The following is a 17,483-nucleotide window of genomic DNA, read 5'->3' as shown; positions in this document are numbered from 1 at the left end:
AAACTGTGGCTCCGGCAGCTTGCCGCTCAAATGAGCGGCATGACGAAGGGGGCGAGAACGACCAGTGGAACACCACGGACCTGCGGGCGATCCTGACAAGCGTGTGTTGCGGCGGGAGTTCCTGGACGTAAGGAACAGGTTGACGGCGGCCGAGATCCGGGAGGCGGGCCGCGAGTTGGCCGAGCGCGCCCTGGAGCTGCCCGAGCTGGCCGCGGGGCGGACGGTGGCGGCGTACGTCTCGGTGGGCGGCGAACCGGCCACCCTCCCGCTGCTGGAGGCGCTGCGCGCGCGAGGGGTGCGGGTGCTGCTCCCGGCACTGCTGCCCGACAACGACCTGGACTGGGGCGAATACACCGGCCCGGACTCTCTTGAACAAATCCGGCACAGCGGGAAGATGGCGCTTTTCGAACCTTCCGGTGCGCGCCTCGGCCCGGACGCCGTGACGGGCGCGGACGTCGTCCTGCTGCCCGGTCTCGCGGTGGACGCGCACGGGACGCGCCTGGGGCGCGGCGGAGGCTCCTACGACCGGGTGCTGGCCCGGCTGGAGCGCGCGGGGGCACACCCCCGGCTCGTGGTGCTGCTCTACGACACGGAGGTCGTCGCGCGCGTCCCGGCCGAGGCGCACGACAGGCCGGTGCACGTCGCGGTGACGCCGTCGGGCGTGCACTGCTTCCCGGGCGCCCGGCCCGTCTCCTGAAGGCCTCCGGAACGTCTCCTGAACGGAAAACGGCCCTCCACGCGCGCGTGGAGGGCCGTTTCAGCGGAGTGCCGCCGAGGTCACGGCTTCAGGACGAGGGTGTCGCTCGTGCCGGCGTCCACCGCCTTGCCCGAGAACGACCAGGGCAGCAGTTCGCCCGCGGCCCACTTGCCGGTCTGGTCGGTGTAGTGCGCGTTGAACGCGTGCCCGGAGGCGCCGGCCAGGTTGATCCACTTCGACTTGTCCAGGTCGGCGAGGTTGACGACCATCCGCATGGACGGCACCCAGATCACGTCGTAGCCGCCGGCCGCGTTCCAGCCGGTCGCGTTCACCGCGGCCTCGCCGCCGCTGAGCTTCCAGGGGCCGCGGTTCAGCAGGAGCTGCAGGGCCTTGGGGCCCTCGGTGCCCAGTGTCTGGTTCTTCAGGAACAGCCGGTGCAGCCGGCCCCAGCTCCAGGTGTCGATGTCCTTGCCGAGCTTGGCGGTCAGCTCCCAGCGGGCGTCGATCATGGCCCGGGCGAAGAGCTGGTCGCGGTTGGCGGCGCCGGGGCGGGTGCCCGACTTGGGCGCCTTCCACCAGTCGCTGTCCGGCTTGTCCATCAGGGTGCGCACGACCTCGAACCAGCGGTCGCCGCCGTCCGGCTGCGCCTGGTCGGCGTCGCGCTGACCGCACTCGCGCACCTTGGTGTCGTCGTCCACCGGGCCGGTGCTGTCGATCTTGTCGACCCACAGGCACTGCCCCTTGACCCGCAGCTCCTTGGGCATCTTGTTACCGAAGGCCAGCTTGAGGACGTTGCGCCAGACGGCATTGAAGTACGCCGCCGCCGCCGAGTCGGCGTCCTGGGTGTAGTCCCAGCCCTCCAGCAGCTTCTGCGCCTGGCGGACCTCCGGGTCGGACAGGTTGATCTTCAGCAGCTGGGGCACCAGGAGCTTGGCGATCTCGCTGCTGTTGTCCAGCTGCATCTGCCGCATGTCGTCGGTGGAGACCTTGCCGCCGCCCTTGATCTTGGACTCGATCAGGTCGGTGATGCGCTGGCTGCGGGTGCCGTAGCCCCAGTCGGTGGTCAGCGTGTACGGGTACTTCTCCGGGTCGACCACGGCCTGGTTGGCGGTGACGATGTAGCCGCGCTCGGGGTCGTACTCGTAGGGCAGTTCGTCCTGCTTGACGAAGCCGGTCCAGCGGTACTTCGAGTCCCAGCCCGGTGCCGGGAGGGCGCCGGTGTCCTTCTCCGAGCGGGTGGGGATCCGGCCGGGCAGCGTGTAGCCGATGTGGTTGTCCGTGCTGGCGTAGACCAGGTTCTGCGAGGGGACGTCGAACTGGGCCGCCGCCGCGCGGAACTCGCTCCAGTCGGCCGCCTTGTCCAGCGCGAACACGGCGTCCATGGTGGTGCCCGGGTCGAGCGCGGTCCACCGCAGCGCGATGCCGTAGCCGTCGCCGCGGTCGGGCGCGGCGGTGTTCACGGTGGCCTTCTTGCCGACCTGGACGAGTTCGTCGTCGCGGTCGGACAGCAGCGGCATCCCGTCCTGGGTCTGGCGGACGACGATCGTCTTGGACTTGCCGCCGGCGACCTTGATCGTCTCCTCGCGGGTCTTGAACGGGCGGACCTTGCCGTCGTAGAGGTAGCCGTTCGCGCTGACCTTCTCCAGGTAGAGGTCGGTGACGTCGACACCGGAGTTGGTCAGGCCCCAGGCGATCTTCGCGTTGTGGCCGATGACCACACCGGGCATGCCGGCGAAGGTGTAGCCCGAGACGTCGTACTGGCACTTGTCGGAGACGCTCCGGCAGTGCAGGCCCATCTGGTACCAGACGGACGGCAGGGACGCCGACAGGTGCGGGTCGTTGGCGAGCAGCGGCTTGCCGGTGATGGTGTGCTTCCCGGCGACCACCCAGGAGTTGGAGCCGATGCCCTGGCCGTTCACGCCGACGGCCGTGGGCAGGTCGTCCAGGACCTCGGTGAGGCCCTCCAGCTGGCCGCTGAGCGTCGATCCGCCGCCGGTGGCGGTGGAGGAGCCGGTGGTGCCCGCCGCGCCCTGGGAGGAGCCGGTGAGGCCGCCCGTGGTGCCGGTCGTGCCGGTGGTCCCCGTGGTGCCGGTCGTACCGGTCGTTCCCGTGGTTCCGGTCGTCCCCGTCGTACCGGTCGTGCCCGTCGTGCCCGTGCTGCCGGACGTGCCCGTGGCGCCGCTCTGCTCGAAGGCCTGGGTCAGTTCGTCGTACTGGCCCTCCTGCACGATCGGCTTGTTGCGGGCGGCCGGGTAGGCCGGGTACAGGTCCTGGATCTGCTGCGGACCGAGGCGGCTGGTCATCAGGGCGCGGTCGATCTCGTCGCGCATGTTGCCGCGCAGGTCCCAGGCCATCGCCTTCAGCCACGACACGGAGTCGACCGGGGTCCACTTCTGCGGCTTGTAGTCGTTGGTCAGACCCAGGGCCGCGTACTCCAGGGAGAGGTCCTTGCCGTTCTTGCCCTCCAGGTAGGCGTTGACGCCCTTGGCGTAGGCCTGGAGGTACTTCTTCGTGGCGGCCGACAGCTTGGTCTCGTACTCCTGCTCGGCGATCCGGTCCCAGCCGAGGGTGCGCAGGAACTCGTCGTTGTCGACCTGGCTCTTGCCGAACATCTCCGACAGGCGCCCGGAGGTCATGTGCCGGCGCACGTCCATCTCGTAGAACCGGTCCTGCGCCTGGACGTAGCCCTGCGCCATGAACAGGTCCTCGTCCGAGGAGGCGTAGATCTGCGGGATGCCGTAGCCGTCCCGCTTCACGTCGACCGGGCCGGACAGGCCGTCGAGCCGGAGCGTGCCGGTGGTCTGCGGGAAGGAGGCGCGGACGGTGCTGATCGTCCAGTACGCCCCGTAGGCGATGCCCGCGATGACGGCCAGGACCAGCACCAGCACGATCAGTCGGGCTTTGCGCCCCTTCTTCCTGCCGGACTTGACGGACGTGGCACCCGTGGTGGCGGTGTCACCCGTTGTGGCGGTGGTGTTGGGGGGCATCGCTGTCCTTGCTGTCCTAACGCGAGCGGCAGGTCGGGCTGTGACTTTGAATGAGCGCTGGAGCAACCATAGGCGCAGGGCCCCGTCCCGCTTGACGCGGAGTGGGGAACCAGCGCGCACGAGCGTTCGATCTTGCCCTGCCGAACGTCAAGAAAGCGTCAAGAGTTAGGTAAGGTAACGAAGTAACCGGAGGCACCGGTCCCGGATACGGAGGCTTCGGCCCCATACGAGGGAGGAACGCCCGCTGACTGTTCACCACCTCAACCAGCTCCTGCTCGTCTGCTCCGCCGTCCTGCTCGTCGCCGTCGCGGCCGTCCGGATCTCCTCCCGCAGCGGGCTCCCCAGCCTGCTCGTCTACCTCGGCATCGGCGTCCTCATGGGCCAGGACGGCATCGGCGGCATCCACTTCGACAGCGCCGAGGTGACCCAGGTCATGGGGTACGCGGCCCTCGTCGTGATCCTGGCCGAGGGCGGCCTCGGCACGAAGTGGAAGGAGGTCCGGCCGGTCCTGGCCTCCGCCTCCGTGCTGGCCACGGCGGGGGTCGCGATCAGCGTCGGGGTCACCGCGGCGGGCGCGCACTACCTGGTGGGGCTGGAGTGGCGGCAGGCGCTCATCATCGGCGCGGTGGTGTCGTCGACGGACGCGGCGGCGGTCTTCTCGGTCCTGCGCAGGATTCCGCTCCCCGCGCGCGTGACGGGCACGCTGGAGGCGGAGTCCGGCTTCAACGACGCCCCGGTGGTCATCCTCGTCGTCGCCTTCTCCACGGCCGGCCCGGTCGAGCACTGGTACCTGCTGCTCGGCGAGATCGTCCTGGAGCTGGCCATCGGCGCGGCCATCGGCATAGCCGTCGGCTGGTTCGGGTCCTGGGGGCTCAGGCACGTGGCGCTGCCGGCGTCCGGTCTCTACCCGATCGCCGTGCTCGCGATCGCCGTCTCCGCCTACGCCGCCGGCGCCCTGGCGCACGGCAGCGGCTTCCTCGCCGTCTACCTGGCCTCGATGATGCTCGGCAACGCGCGCCTGCCGCACTGGCCGGCCACGCGCGGCTTCGCCGAGGGGCTCGGCTGGATCGCCCAGATCGGCATGTTCGTCGTCCTCGGCCTGCTGGTCACCCCGCACGAGCTGGGCGACGACGTCCTGCCCGCCGTGGTCATCGGGCTGGTGCTGACCATGGTGGCCCGCCCGCTGAGCGTGGTGGGCAGCCTGGCGCCGTTCCGGGTGCCGTGGCGGGAGCAGGCGCTGATGTCGTGGGCGGGGCTGCGCGGCGCCGTGCCCGTCATCCTGGCCACCATCCCCATGGTGAACGGCGTCGACGCCAGCCGCCGCATCTTCAACATCGTCTTCGTGCTGGTCGTCGTCTACACCCTGGTCCAGGGGCCGACCCTGCCCTGGATGGCGCGTCTGCTGCGGCTGGGCGAGCAGGGCGAGGCGTCCGACCTCGGCATCGAGTCGGCGCCCCTGGAGCGGCTGCGCGGGCATCTGCTGTCCGTCACCATCCCGGAGGGGTCGCGGATGCACGGCGTGGAGATCAGCGAGCTGCGGCTGCCGCCGGGCGCGGCCGTCACGCTGGTCGTCCGCGAGGAAGAATCGTTTGTCCCACTGCCCACGACGGTGCTGCGGCGCGGCGACGAACTGCTGGTCGTCGCCACCGATCCGGTCCGCGACGCGGCGGAACGGCGCCTGCGCGCGGTCGCCCACGGGGGCAAGCTGGCGGGGTGGCTGGGGACGAACGGCTCGCGTTGAGGGGGTGCTTTCCGGCGCCTTCGGAGGCACGCTTCACGGCGGTCGCACCCCGTGGAATCCGAGGTGGCCGCCCGGATGGTGCTCGTTTTCACAGTCGTGCGAGCGGTGATCCCTGTACGATTGGGGCGCACCCTGATCGAACCAACTCTGCCTGACGCAGAGCTGGCGCGACCGTATGGCGGCCGGGGCGCCCCCACTCGAGCGGGCACCGGCATCTACCGCAGTCCGCGCAAGAGGACAGCTCTCGGCGCCCGGCCCGCACGGGGTCCGCGCGCTACCAGGCGGCAGAAAGGCACGGGCCGTGGGATCCACGGTCACCACCACCGAACCGGAGAAGACCTCGCCGGCGTCCTCCCGCCCCGGATACGGACAGCTGCTGCGCACCCGCGGCGCCTGGACGTTCCTGCTGCCCGGCTTCGCGGCGCGCCAGCCGTTCGCGATGCTCACCCTCTCCATCGTGCTGCTCGTCCAGCACACCACCGGCTCGTACGGCGCCGCGGGCGCCGTCGCCGCGGTCACGGGCGTCTCCATGGCGCTGTTCGCGCCCTACAGCGGCCGGCTGGCCGACCGCTACGGCCAGCGCGCGGTCCTGGTGCCCGGCGTACTGGTGCACACGGTCTCCGGTCTGTCCCTGACGGCGCTCGCGCTGGCGCACGCCCCCCTGTGGGCGCTGTTCGTCGCGGCCGTCCCGACCGGCGCCTCGGTGCCCCAGGTCGGCCCCATGGTGCGGGCGCGCTGGGGGGTCAAGCTCCAGGGCTCCCCCCTGATGACCACCGCGGCGGCCTTCGAGTCGGTCACGGACGAGCTGACGTTCGTCTTCGGCCCCCTGCTGGCGACCGCGCTGTGCACCACCGTGGCGCCGGCCGCCGGTCTGATGACGGAGGGCGCGCTGACCCTCGTCGGCGGTCTCCTCTTCGCCGCCCAGAAGAGCACCCAGCCGTCGGTGTCCCAGGAGAGCGGGCACGCGCGCGTGGCGCCCGCCTCGGCCCTGCGCGTCCCGGGCGTGCGCGTGCTGGTCGTGACCTTCCTGGGCATCGGGTCGGTCTTCGGCGGCATGCAGGTCTCGCTCGCGGCCTTCACCGAGTCGATCGGCGAGCCCGGTCTGAACGGCGTGCTGTACGGCGTCTTCGCCGCCGGGAACATGCTGTCCGGCATCGTCTGCGGCGCGATCGCCTGGAAGGCCGCGCCCCAGAAGCGGCTGCTGATCGGTTACACGGCGCTCGCGGTGGCGGCGTCGGCGCTGTGGACGGCGCACTCCGTCGCGCTGCTCGCCGCGCTCGGCCTGCTGGTCGGCATGTGCATCGCCCCGTCCCTGATCACCGGCTACACGCTGGTCGACGGCCTCGTCCCGGCCGGCGCCCGCACCGAGGCCTTCACCTGGCTGACCGGCGCGGTCGCACTCGGCCAGGCCGCCGCCGTGACGGTCGCGGGACAGCTGGAGGACCGGCTGTGGGACGGCGCCGGGTTCCTGGTGCCCATGGGCGGTACCGTGCTCGCGCTGATCACCCTCGCGGCCCTGCGCTCGCGGCTGGCCACACCGGACCGGAACCGCACCGTGGCACGTGGCGTGGGTCACCGCACCCCGGTAGCGGTGGACTGATCCCCGGGAATGCGTCACTATGGACCGTCGTTAGCACTCATTGAGTGAGAGTGCCAGGAGGAAGACAGTGCCGACCTACCAGTACCAGTGCACCGAGTGCGGCGAGGGCCTTGAGGCGGTGCAGAAGTTCACCGACGATGCCCTGACCGAGTGCCCCAGCTGCAAGGGGCGCCTGAAGAAGGTGTTCTCCGCGGTCGGCATCGTCTTCAAGGGCTCCGGGTTCTACCGCAACGACTCCCGCGGCTCCACGTCGAGCAGCAGCCCGGCCTCGAAGCCGGCCGGCTCGTCGTCCGACGCGAAGACGTCCTCGACCTCGTCCTCTTCGACGTCGTCGGCTTCGTCTTCGTCGTCCTCGTCGAGCTCCACCAGCAGCTCCGCCGCCTGAGATCTCTCAACCGTGACCCTGCCGTCCCCCGACGGCGGGGTCTTCGGCGTCCCGGCGCCGCCGCGGGCGCGGCCGTCCGCGCACCGGCTGCCGAGCGGTGACGGGGCCCGCTAGTGTGCTGGTCATGGCGAACGCAGAGATCGGCGTAATCGGCGGCTCGGGGTTCTACTCCTTCCTGGACGACGTGACCGAGGTCCAGGTGGACACCCCCTACGGAGCGCCCAGCGACTCCCTGTTCCTCGGCGAGGTCGCCGGGCGGCGGGTCGCGTTCCTGCCCCGCCACGGCCGCGGCCACCATCTGCCGCCGCACCGCATCAACTACCGCGCCAACCTCTGGGCGCTGCGCTCCGTCGGCGTCCGGCAGGTGCTCGGCCCCTGCGCGGTGGGCGGGCTGCGCCCCGAGTACGGCCCGGGCACCCTGCTGGTCCCGGACCAGCTGGTGGACCGTACGAAGTCCAGGGCGCAGACCTACTTCGACGGGCTGCCGCTGCCCGACGGCACCGTGCCGAACGTGGTCCACGTGTCCCTGGCCGACCCCTACTGCCCCACCGGCCGGGCCGTCGCGCTTAAGGCGGCGCGCGGCCGGGACTGGGAGCCGGTGGACGGCGGCACGCTGGTCGTGGTGGAGGGCCCGCGCTTCTCCACGCGTGCCGAGTCGCTGTGGCACCAGGCCCAGGGCTGGTCGGTGGTGGGCATGACCGGCCACCCGGAAGCGGCGCTCGCCCGGGAACTGGAGCTGTGCTACACCTCGCTGACCCTGGTCACCGACCACGACGCGGGTGCCGAGACCGGCGAGGGCGTCTCGCACGAGGAGGTCCTGCGGGTCTTCTCGGCCAACGTCGACCGCCTGCGCGGCGTCCTGTTCGACGTGGTGGCGGCCCTGCCGGCCCCCGACGCCCGGGACTGCCTGTGCGTGAACGCCCTCGGCGGGATGAACCCGGGGTTCGCGCTGCCGTAGGGCCGCCGGCCGGTTGAGCGGGGGGCGGGCCGACGAGGGCGCGCCCACGGGGCGTGCCGACGGGGCGTGCCAACGGGGCGTGCCAACGGGGGCGCGCCAACGGGGACGCGCCGACGAGCGTGCCGCGACGGCTTCCTGGCGCGGGCTCGGCTGCCGGGCGGTCGGCCGGGTGGTGGGCCGGGTGGTGGGCGGAATCTCTCGTTCGGGTGGGCGAGTTATCCACAAGCCGTGCGTCGTCCACCGCTCCCGGCGGGATCCGGCGCGAGCCGCCATCGTGGGACCGCAAGCCGAAACCCCTCCCCGCAGGCGGTGATCCCATGCCCTCGCCCTCGCCCGTACCTCCCCCCGGCCCGGCCCCGTTCCCGCGCCCGCCGTTCCCCCGGCCGCACTCCCCCGCCCGCTCTCCCTTCCCACCTCCCTTCCGGCTGCCGCGTCCGCTGGGTACGGACGCCCCGGCGACCTGCGAGGTGCCTCCCTTCGATCCGGTACGGGTGCGCGGCGGGCGGTATCAGCTGCAACGGCTGGTACGACACCGCAGGCGCGCCCTGGCCGTCGGCCTCGCGGTGACCGCGGCGGCGCTGGTGGCCGCGGGCCCGGGGACGGGACCGGAGCCGCACGGACCGCAGCGGCCCCGCGGGCACCCCGTCACCGGTCCGGTACGGCCCCGCCCGGTGGCGGAGCCGGTGACGGCCCCGGTGCGGATCGCCGACGCCGCCACGGTGCGGCTGCTCAGGCCGGGCGACCGCGTCGACGTCATCGCGGCGCAGGATTCCACCGGCGGCGCCCGGGTCCTCGCGCGCGGGGTCAGGGTGACGAAGGTTCCGGAGCCGCTGGACGGCGCCGCCGAGAGCGGAGCCCTGGTCGTGCTCTCGGTGCCCCGCGCCACGGCCGCCCGGCTGGTCGGCGCGAGTGCCACCGCGCGCCTGGCGGTGACGCTGTGCTGAACCAGCTGGTACGCCCCGTCGGCGGATTCCTGTCAAGTCGCTCGATCGAGTTACCCGAGGGGGCGCCAGGGCAACTGCCTGCCGTAGGTTGCGGAGCGTTTCGTTCCACACCCTGTGCATGCGAGGAGAGTCCCCGAGGTGAGCGCGAAGAAGGAACCGAGCGTCTGGCAGGGCTTCAAGGCCTTCCTGATGCGCGGCAACGTCGTCGATCTGGCAGTCGCGGTGGTCATCGGCGCGGCCTTCACCAACATCGTCAACTCGGTGGTGAAGGGGGTCATCAACCCGCTGGTCGGAGCGATCGGCACGCAGAACCTCGACCACTACAGCTCCTGTCTGAAGGACCCGTGCAAGGTGGCCGCCGACGGCACGGTGCAAAGCGGTGTGCCGATCCTGTGGGGCTCCGTCCTGGGCGCCACCCTCACCTTCGTGATCACCGCGGCGGTGGTCTACTTCCTGATGGTCCTGCCGATGTCCAAGTACCTGGCCCGGCAGGCGGACCGGAAGGCGGCGCGCGAGGGCACCAAGGAGATCGTGGAGGTGAGCGAGCTGGAGGTGCTCAAGGAGATCCGGGACGCCCTGGTCGCACAGCGCGGCACGGGACACGGCGACGAGCGCTAGCGACGCTCCCGCGGTCTGTTGAGAGGCGCTGGTCCGTTCAGACGCGTTGGCCTGTGCAGACGCGCTGGTCCGTTCAGAGGTGGTGGGGCGGCTTCTCGTCCAGGAAGCGCCTGAGGTCGGCGGCGCTGTCGCCGTCGGACCGCTCGCCCCACCCGCGGTCGGTGTCGTCCGAGGACTGCTGGTCCAGCGGGTCGTCGAAGACCAGCGCGGGCTTCGGGGCGCGCGGCTCGGGGGCGGGTTCGGGAGCGGTGCTCATGCCACCAGGGTACGGCTCCGGTACCGGCGGCCCGGCGGGCTGTCCGCCCCCGGCGCCGGGCGACCGGCCCGCCCCTGGTGCGCACGGGATCGCGAACAGGATTTCGCGGCCGGTTTCTGCTGTGCTGGGAATCATGATGTCGAGTTCAGCGCCCCCGCCCGCCTCCTCCGGCGCGCCGCGGCCCCCGCGCCCCCTGCAACGGCTCACCGCACGCGGGCGGGAGGAGGCGCACCGCGTCGCCTCCCCGCTGGAGCTGTTCTTCGACCTGTGCTTCGTGGTGGCGGTCGCGCAGGCGGGCGTACAGCTGGTGCACGCCGTCGCGGAAGGACACGCGGGCACCGGGATCCTGGACTACGCGATGGCGTTCTACGCGATCTGGTGGGCCTGGATGAATTTCACCTGGTTCGCCTCGGCGTACGACAACGACGACGCGCTCTACCGGATCGTCACGCTGGTGCAGATCGCCGGTGTGCTGGTCCTGGCGGCCGGTATCTCCCGGGCCTTCACCGACCACGACTTCCGGCTGGTCTGGCTCGGCTATGTGATCATGCGGCTGGCGATGGTCTGGCAGTGGCTGAGAGCCGCCGCGTCGGCCGGGGGCGCGGAGCGGACGACGGCCCTGCGGTACGCGGGCGGGGTGCTGCTGTGCCAGGTGGGCTGGCTCGGCCTGGTGCTGCTGCCGGAGCCCGCGCGGCCCTGGGTGTTCCTGGTGATGGCGCTCGTGGAGCTGTGCGTGCCGCTGTACGCCGAACGGAAGCGGATGACCTCCTGGCACCCGCATCACATCGCCGAACGGTACGGACTGTTCACGATCATCGTGCTCGGCGAGACGATCGCCGCGGCCACGGTCGCCGTGAAGTCGGCGGTGGCCGAGCACAGCGCGCCGGCCGAGCTGCTGCCCATCGCGGCGGGCGGGCTGCTGATCGTCTTCGCCGCGTGGTGGATCTACTTCGTGGTCCCCATCCACGGGCATCTACGCTCCCGCAGGCGGGCGTTCGTCTGGGGCTACGGCCAGTACCTGGTGTTCGCCTCGGCGGCGGCGGTCGGCGCGGGCCTGGAGGTGGCCGTGGAGCAGGCGACCGGCAAGGCGCACCTCTCCACCCTCGCCGCGTCGGCCGCGGTCACCCTGCCGACGGCGCTGTTCCTGCTGACGGTGTGGGCGCTGCACTCCCGGCACTTCAAGGTGGGCCTCGCCCAGCAGCTGGTGCTGCCGGTCACCGCCCTGCTGGTGATCTGCTGCACGTTCCTGGGCGACTGGGCGGTGCTCACGGCGGGGCTGGTGTCCGCGGCTTCGGTGGCGACCGGGGTGGTGCTGACGGCACGCCCGGCCACCCGGGAGCGCGGGCCGGAGGTGGCCTCCCCGGCCGGCTGATCCCTCCGGGGAGGGCACTGGGTCACACTGGCGTCCATGACAGCTGACGCTTTGACGGATGTCGCCGGGCTGCGGGTGGGTCACGCCACCCGGGCCGGTGACGGCTGGCTCACCGGGACCACGGTGGTCCTGGCGCCCGAGGGTGGCGCCGTCGCCGCGGTGGACGTGCGCGGCGGCGGACCCGGCACCAAGGAGACCGACGCGCTCGACCCGCGCAACGTGGTGCAGAGGGTCGACGCGGTGGTGCTGACCGGAGGGAGCGCGTACGGACTCGACGCGGCGTCCGGGGTGATGGCCTGGCTGGAGGAGCGGGGCCGCGGGGTGTCCGTCGGGCCGGACCCGGCGCATGTCGTGCCGGTGGTGCCCGCGGCGTGCGTCTTCGACCTGGGGCGCGGCGGGGACTTCCGGGCCCGCCCGGACGCGGCGACGGGCCGGGCGGCGGTGGCGGCCGCGGCGGCGAGCGCGCCCGGGGCGCCGGTGCCCGAGGGGTGCGTGGGCGCCGGCACGGGCGCGGTCGCCGGGCAGCTGAAGGGCGGGGTGGGCACCGCGAGCACGGTGCTCGGCTCGGGGATCACGGTGGCCGCGCTGGTGGTCGTCAACGCGGCGGGAGCCGTGCTGGATCCGGAGACGGGGGTGCTGTACGGGGAGTTGTTCCAGGGGCGGGTGGCCTACCCGAAGGAGCGGGTGCACGAGGCCGCGCGGCGGCGCCTGGCCGAGGCCGCCGCCGGCAACGCGCCGCCGCCGCTCAACACGACGCTGGCGGTGGTCGCGACGGACGCCGCCCTGACCAAGGCGCAGGCGCAGAAGCTGGCGGGCACCGCGCACGACGGGATCGCCCGGGCGGTGCGGCCGGTGCACCTCCTGCACGACGGGGACACGGTGTTCGCGCTGGCGACCGGCGACCGCCCGCTCGACGCGCACCCGTTGGCGCCGAACGACCTCCTGGCGGCCGGCGCGGACCTGGTGACGCGGGCGATCGTACGGGCGGTGCGGGCCGCGGAGCCGGCCGCCGGGCCGGGCGGAGTCTGGCCGTCGTACACGGAGTTGTACGGGAAGGGGTAGCGCGGGCGGGCCGGATTGTCGCGGTTCTGTCACGTGATGGCGTCAGCGGGGGCCGACGGGAACCTCCCCCCGCGCCCGCGCCCTCTTTCCTCACGACCGGAACGGAACCCGCACCTCACACGAACCTGGAGCAGCCCGTGACAACGCCGGACATTGCAGCGCGGCGCGCACTGGTGGCCTGTGCCGCCCTGATGGTCGGCGCCCTCACCCTGACCGCCTGCGGCGGCGACGCCGACGCCGGGAACGACGGCAAGGGCGGTGATTCCCCCAAGACGTCGACGGCGAAGATAGCGATATCGGCCAAGGACGGTTCGACCGGGGCGTCCATCAACGCCACCGGGGTGAAGGTCAGCGACGGCAAGCTGACCGAGGTGAAGATGACCGTGGCGGGCTCCGGGCAGGCCGTGCCCGGGGCGATATCGGCGGACGGCCGCACCTGGAAGCCGGAGCAGCGGCTGGAGCGCGGGACGAAGTACGAGATAAACGTGACCGCGAAGGACCCCGAGGGCCGCACGGCGGCGGCGAACTCCATCTTCACCACCGTCAGCTCCGCGAACAGCTTCATCGGGACCTACACGCCGGACAACGGCGCGACGGTCGGGGTGGGCATGCCCGTGTCGTTCACCTTCGACAAGTCGATCACGGACAAGAAGGCCGTGCAGTCCCACATCACGGTCAACACCAGCAGCGGCCAGCAGGTGGCCGGGCACTGGTTCGGCGACCGGCGGCTGGACTTCCGGCCGCAGGAGTACTGGAAGGCCGGCTCCAAGGTCACCATGAACATCGACCTGGACGGCGTGCAGGGCGCGCGGGGCGTCTACGGCGTGCAGAAGAAGACCGTCTCCTTCACCGTCGGGCGGTCGCAGGTCTCCACGGTCGACGTCAACACGCAGACGATGACGGTGGTGCGGGACGGGCAGACCCTCAAGTCGGTGCCGATCTCGGCGGGCAGCCCGGAGCACACGACGTACAACGGGCAGATGGTGATCTCCGAGAAGTTCACGCAGACCCGCATGAACGGCTCGACGGTGGGCTTCGGCGGGGAGTACGACATACCGGACGTGCCGCACGCGATGCGGCTGACGACGTCGGGGACGTTCATCCACGGCAACTACTGGTACAACAAGGGCAACCCGCCGTTCGGCCGGACCGGTACCAGCCACGGCTGCGTCGGCCTCGCGGACGTGCAGGGGGCACAGGGCGACACGTCGGCCAAGTGGTTCTACGACAACTCGCTCATCGGGGACGTCGTGATCGTGAAGAACTCCCCGGACACCACGGTCGCCCCCGACAACGGCCTCAACGGCTGGAACATGCCGTGGAGCACCTGGACCGCGGGAAGTGCCGTCTGACCGGCGGTTTTTGACTCAGCGGCGGGCCGCGCGGGAACTCTTCGCGCGGCCCGCGCGTTTTCCCGGCGTACGTTTTCTCGGTTCCCGGACACGAGGTCCGGCCGAGGGGCTACGGTATGCACCCACAAGGTGACATGCAGCAACGCCGGGAGATGCCTTGAGCGTTCCGTACGAGACCGAAGCGTACGAACCAGCCGAGTCGCCCGAGTCTCCGGAGGAGCATCTCGCGCGACTCCTCGGCCGTGCCCTGAACTCCTTCGAGCTGCCGGACGAGGTGATACGGCGGCTGGACTGCGCGCTCGCGCACGACAGTTCGCTGCACTCGGCCTACCACAGCTCGGGGCTGCGCCGGGAGACCCACCGGCACACCTGGCTGCTCGCCGACGGCTCGGCGGTCACGCTGTGGGAGCTGGTGCACAACTCCACTCCGGGCAGCGCGCCGGAGCACGAGGTGTATGTGGACGAGGAGGAGCTGCGGACCGCCGCGGCCCGGCTCGGGATGCCGACGGACACCCCGGAGGGGGAACTGCCCGCGCTGCTGCGGCTGTGGGCGGTCCCCGAGCCCCGGCACGTGTTCGCCTCGGACGGCTCGGCGGACCACGCGCGCCGGCTGCTGCGCCGCGCGGAGAACCCCGACCGCCCCGGCGCGAAGACGGCGGCGCTGCTGGCGACGGCGACCGCGCACGAGATCACCCAGGCGTTCGGCAGGCCGGGACGGGCCGGCCGGACGGGTCTGAACTACGCGCTGTACGAGCACGCCTTCCTGCTGCCGGACGGCACCGAGATCTCCCTGTGGGAGGTGGAGCACACGGCCACGCCCGACGGGCGGCACATGTGCGAGGTGTACATGTCGGAGGAGGCGGCCCGGGAAGCGATGGAGCGGCGCGCGGCGCGGCAGGGGTGACGCGGCCGGCCCCGGTGCCCGCCGGGCGCGGGGGCCGGCCGGGCGGTGCGGTGGGTCAGCCGTTGGCGAGGTGGCGTACCAGGCCCGCGAAGGCGTCCTGTTCGGCGGGGGTCAGCTCGACGGACTCCCGGGGCGGGCCGACCAGGGTCTGGCTCGGCACGGCCGGGAGCGGCACGGTGCGGCGCCGGGCGCCGGCCGCCCCGGCGACGAGACCCGCGCGGCGCAGCAGGCGCAGCAGGACGCCGGCCCACGCGACGGCCGCCACCGCGAGGACGGTCACGCCGATCAGCTGGAGAGTCGTGGCGTGCTCAGGCATGGCTCCCAGTAGACACCACGGTCCGGGACCATGGCCCCGGACCGTGATGTATCTCGCAGGTGCCGTGAACAACTCACAGCGGTGCAAAGGGACAAGACGCCGTGAAGGGTGGCGGCCGGGACCGCGCGGTCAGGCGGCCACCGGCTGCCCGGTGTCCTTCGGAGCTCCGGCCTCCTGCGCGGCGGGGCCGGTGGTGCCGGACTCGGGGGCCTGCCCGCGCATCCCCTTGAGGAGGACCACCAGCGCGGTGGTGACGCACACCCCGGCCGCGATGGCCACCAGGTACAGCAGCGGGCTGCCGATCAGCGGGACCACGAAGACGCCGCCGTGCGGGGCGCGCAGGGTGGCGCCGAAGGCCATCGACAGGGCGCCGGTGAGCGCGCCGCCCGCCATCGCGGACGGGATGACCCGCAGCGGGTCGGCCGCCGCGAACGGGATCGCGCCCTCGGAGATGAAGGAGGCGCCCAGCACCCAGGCGGCCTTGCCGTTCTCGCGCTCGGCGGGGGTGAACAGCCGGCCGCGCACGGTGGTGGCCAGGGCCATCGCCAGCGGCGGGACCATGCCGGCCGCCATCACCGCCGCCATGATCTGCATCGCCGAGTCGCTGGGGTCGGTGACGGCGATGCCGGCGGTGGCGAAGGCGTAGGCGACCTTGTTGACCGGGCCGCCCAGGTCGAAGCACATCATCAGGCCGAGCAGGGCGCCGAGCAGGACGGCGTTGGTGCCGGTGAGCCCGCTCAGCCAGTCGGTGAGGCCCTTTTGCGCGGAGGCGATCGGCTTGCCGATGACGACGAGCATCAGGAAACCGATGACCGCCGAGGAGACCAGCGGGATCACCACCACCGGCATGATGCCGCGCAGCACCGCCGGGATCGGCACCCGCTGGATCGCCAGCACCACGCCGCCGGCGATCAGACCGGCCGCCAGGCCGCCGAGGAAGCCCGCGCCCGCGTCCAGCGCTATCGCGCCGCCCACGAAGCCGGGGACGAGGCCGGGCCGGTCGGCCATGCCGTAGGCGATGTAGCCGGCCAGGACCGGGACGAGGAACTTGAAGGCGACGCCACCGATCTGGAAGAGCAGCGCGCCCCAGCTGTCGGTCTGCGTCCACACGAAGTGGTCCATGACGGAGGGCGCCTTGTTCACCTGCCAGCCGCCGATCGCGAAGCCGAGGGCGATGAGGAGACCGCCGGCGGCGACGAACGGGACCATGTAGCTGACGCCGGACATCAGCCAGGTGCGGAGCTTGGTGCCGTAGCCCTCGGTGGCGTCGCCCGCGCGTTCGACGGGCGTGCCCGCCGGTGCGTGCGCCGGAGCGCTCACCTCGCCGCGCGCCGCCTTCTCGCGGACCTCCGCGATGAGTTCGGCGGGGCGGTTGATGCCCGCCTTCACGCCCACGTCGACGGTCGGCTTGCCGGTGAAGCGGTCCTTGTCGCGTACGGGGACGTCGTGCGCGAGGATCACGCCGTCCGCCGCCGCGATCACCGCCGGGTCCAGCCGGGCGAAACCGGCCGAGCCCTGCGTCTCGACGACCAGCTCGACCCCGGCCTCCCGGCCCGCGTTCTCCAGGGACTCGGCCGCCATGTAGGTGTGGGCGATGCCGGTGGGACAGGAGGTGACGGCCACGATCCGGAAGGGCCGGGGCTCGTCCGGGGCGGGGGCCGGCGTACCGGGCTCAGCGGGCGTACCGGACCCGGCGGCGCCCGTCGCCGCCGGGGGAGCCGTGCTGCCCGCCGTGGTTCCGGCGGAGGCCGCCGCCGGAACCACAGCGGTGTCTTCGGAGGCGCCCGCGGTCTCCCCGGTGGCGCTCGCGGCGGCGGTCCGCGCTCCCTGAGCCGTCGGCGGCTCGTCGCCGCGGATCAGGGCCGCCGCCGTCTCCGCGGTGTCCGCCGCCCGCAGCGCGGCCGTGAACTCGGCGTCCATCAGCTTGCGGGCGAGGGAGGAGAGGATCGTGAGGTGGGCGTCGTCGGCGCCGGCGGGTGCCGCGATCAGGAAGACGAGGTCGGCCGGGCCGTCCGGGGCGCCGAAGTCGATTCCGGCGGCGCTGCGGCCGAAGGCGAGGGTCGGCTCGGTGACATGGGCGCTGCGGCAGTGCGGGATGCCGATGCCGCCGTCGAGCCCGGTCGGCATCTGGGCCTCGCGGGCGGCCACGTCGGCGAGGAAGCCCTCCAGGTCGGTCACCCGGCCCCGGGCCACCATGCGTGCGGCGAGGGCGCGGGCCGCCGCCTCCTTGGTGTCGGCGGACAGGTCGAGGTCGACCAGGTCCGCGCCGATCATCTCGCTCATCGCGGGCT

At 72.4% G+C, this 17,483-nt stretch carries 15 protein-coding genes; 11 read left to right on the top strand and 4 right to left on the bottom strand.

The window, feature by feature from the left end; genetic code table 11:
* The first annotated feature begins 103 nt into the window (after nt 1-103).
* Entirely contained in the window at nt 104-697 is a 594-nt protein-coding gene (locus IH25_RS0127090; protein WP_394298453.1) for a 5-formyltetrahydrofolate cyclo-ligase, read from the top strand.
* Between the two features lie 80 nt (nt 698-777).
* Here IH25_RS0127090 and IH25_RS0127085 read toward each other — a convergent pair whose 3' ends face one another.
* Complete coding sequence (locus tag IH25_RS0127085; protein WP_030615935.1) at nt 778-3,684, bottom strand: penicillin acylase family protein; 2,907 nt, start codon at nt 3,682-3,684, stop codon at nt 778-780.
* 205 nt (nt 3,685-3,889) lie between these two features.
* Between IH25_RS0127085 and IH25_RS0127080 the strand changes: the two genes are divergently transcribed.
* The 6 genes from IH25_RS0127080 to mscL all read left to right on the top strand — a co-directional run bounded on the left by IH25_RS0127080 (nt 3,890) and on the right by mscL (nt 9,930).
* Nucleotides 3,890-5,425, top strand: coding sequence for a potassium/proton antiporter (locus IH25_RS0127080; protein ID WP_107058473.1), 1,536 nt, complete (start codon nt 3,890-3,892; stop codon nt 5,423-5,425).
* Between the two features lie 301 nt (nt 5,426-5,726).
* Nucleotides 5,727-7,025 carry an MFS transporter gene (locus tag IH25_RS0127075; protein ID WP_030615929.1) on the top strand — a complete coding sequence of 433 codons (1,299 nt, stop codon included), beginning with the start codon at nt 5,727-5,729 and terminating at the stop codon, nt 7,023-7,025.
* A gap of 67 nt (nt 7,026-7,092) precedes the next feature.
* A complete protein-coding gene (locus IH25_RS39920; protein WP_030615926.1) occupies nt 7,093-7,410 on the top strand; it encodes an FmdB family zinc ribbon protein in 318 nt (105 codons plus the stop codon).
* A 124-nt stretch (nt 7,411-7,534) separates the two neighbouring features.
* Complete coding sequence (locus tag IH25_RS0127060; protein ID WP_030615924.1) at nt 7,535-8,368, top strand: S-methyl-5'-thioadenosine phosphorylase; 834 nt, start codon at nt 7,535-7,537, stop codon at nt 8,366-8,368.
* A 317-nt stretch (nt 8,369-8,685) separates the two neighbouring features.
* Entirely contained in the window at nt 8,686-9,312 is a 627-nt protein-coding gene (locus tag IH25_RS0127055; protein WP_245172894.1) for a CpaB family protein, read from the top strand.
* A 138-nt stretch (nt 9,313-9,450) separates the two neighbouring features.
* A complete protein-coding gene (gene mscL / locus IH25_RS0127050; RefSeq protein WP_030615919.1) occupies nt 9,451-9,930 on the top strand; it encodes a large conductance mechanosensitive channel protein MscL in 480 nt (159 codons plus the stop codon).
* Nucleotides 9,931-10,003: 73 nt separating this feature from the next.
* Here the strand turns inward: mscL and IH25_RS0127045 are convergent, their stop codons facing one another.
* On the bottom strand, nt 10,004-10,186 hold the full coding sequence (locus tag IH25_RS0127045; RefSeq protein ID WP_030615916.1) for a hypothetical protein: 183 nt from the start codon (nt 10,184-10,186) through the stop codon (nt 10,004-10,006).
* Between the two features lie 133 nt (nt 10,187-10,319).
* On the opposite strand from IH25_RS0127045, the gene IH25_RS0127040 reads away from it, so the two are divergent.
* The 4 genes from IH25_RS0127040 (at nt 10,320) to IH25_RS0127025 (ending at nt 14,876) form a co-directional block, all read left to right on the top strand.
* Complete coding sequence (locus tag IH25_RS0127040; RefSeq protein ID WP_030615913.1) at nt 10,320-11,558, top strand: low temperature requirement protein A; 1,239 nt, start codon at nt 10,320-10,322, stop codon at nt 11,556-11,558.
* A 36-nt stretch (nt 11,559-11,594) separates the two neighbouring features.
* The gene (locus tag IH25_RS0127035; RefSeq protein ID WP_030615910.1) at nt 11,595-12,620 is read left to right on the top strand and encodes a P1 family peptidase; all 1,026 of its coding nucleotides are present in this window, start codon (nt 11,595-11,597) and stop codon (nt 12,618-12,620) included.
* 137 nt (nt 12,621-12,757) lie between these two features.
* Nucleotides 12,758-13,972: a L,D-transpeptidase gene (locus tag IH25_RS0127030; protein WP_030615907.1), complete on the top strand. Its 1,215-nt coding sequence runs from the start codon at nt 12,758-12,760 to the stop codon at nt 13,970-13,972.
* 157 nt (nt 13,973-14,129) lie between these two features.
* Complete coding sequence (locus IH25_RS0127025) at nt 14,130-14,876, top strand: DUF6227 family protein (protein ID WP_030615903.1); 747 nt, start codon at nt 14,130-14,132, stop codon at nt 14,874-14,876.
* A gap of 55 nt (nt 14,877-14,931) precedes the next feature.
* Here the strand turns inward: IH25_RS0127025 and IH25_RS0127020 are convergent, their stop codons facing one another.
* Nucleotides 14,932-15,192 (bottom strand): hypothetical protein, encoded by a 261-nt coding sequence (locus IH25_RS0127020; RefSeq protein ID WP_030615900.1) that lies wholly within the window; start codon nt 15,190-15,192, stop codon nt 14,932-14,934.
* A 129-nt stretch (nt 15,193-15,321) separates the two neighbouring features.
* On the bottom strand, nt 15,322-17,475 hold the full coding sequence (locus IH25_RS0127015; RefSeq protein WP_030615897.1) for a PTS fructose transporter subunit IIABC: 2,154 nt from the start codon (nt 17,473-17,475) through the stop codon (nt 15,322-15,324).
* Between the last annotated feature and the right edge of the window lie 8 nt (nt 17,476-17,483).

The organism is Streptomyces achromogenes subsp. achromogenes, from assembly GCF_000720835.1.
Taxonomy (GTDB): Bacteria; Actinomycetota; Actinomycetes; order Streptomycetales; family Streptomycetaceae; genus Streptomyces; species Streptomyces achromogenes.
This window is presented reverse-complemented; position numbering and strand designations above follow the sequence as displayed.

Coding starts and splice junctions, on each gene's coding strand:
- IH25_RS0127055 (WP_245172894.1), top strand. CDS start 8,686: ATGCCCTCGCCCTCGCCCGTACCTCCCCCCGGCCCGGCCCCGTTCCCG.
- IH25_RS0127040 (WP_030615913.1), top strand. CDS start 10,320: ATGATGTCGAGTTCAGCGCCCCCGCCCGCCTCCTCCGGCGCGCCGCGG.
- IH25_RS0127015 (WP_030615897.1), bottom strand. CDS start 17,475: ATGAGCGAGATGATCGGCGCGGACCTGGTCGACCTCGACCTGTCCGCC.
- IH25_RS0127020 (WP_030615900.1), bottom strand. CDS start 15,192: ATGCCTGAGCACGCCACGACTCTCCAGCTGATCGGCGTGACCGTCCTC.
- IH25_RS0127045 (WP_030615916.1), bottom strand. CDS start 10,186: ATGAGCACCGCTCCCGAACCCGCCCCCGAGCCGCGCGCCCCGAAGCCC.
- IH25_RS0127035 (WP_030615910.1), top strand. CDS start 11,595: ATGACAGCTGACGCTTTGACGGATGTCGCCGGGCTGCGGGTGGGTCAC.
- IH25_RS0127085 (WP_030615935.1), bottom strand. CDS start 3,684: ATGCCCCCCAACACCACCGCCACAACGGGTGACACCGCCACCACGGGT.
- IH25_RS0127060 (WP_030615924.1), top strand. CDS start 7,535: ATGGCGAACGCAGAGATCGGCGTAATCGGCGGCTCGGGGTTCTACTCC.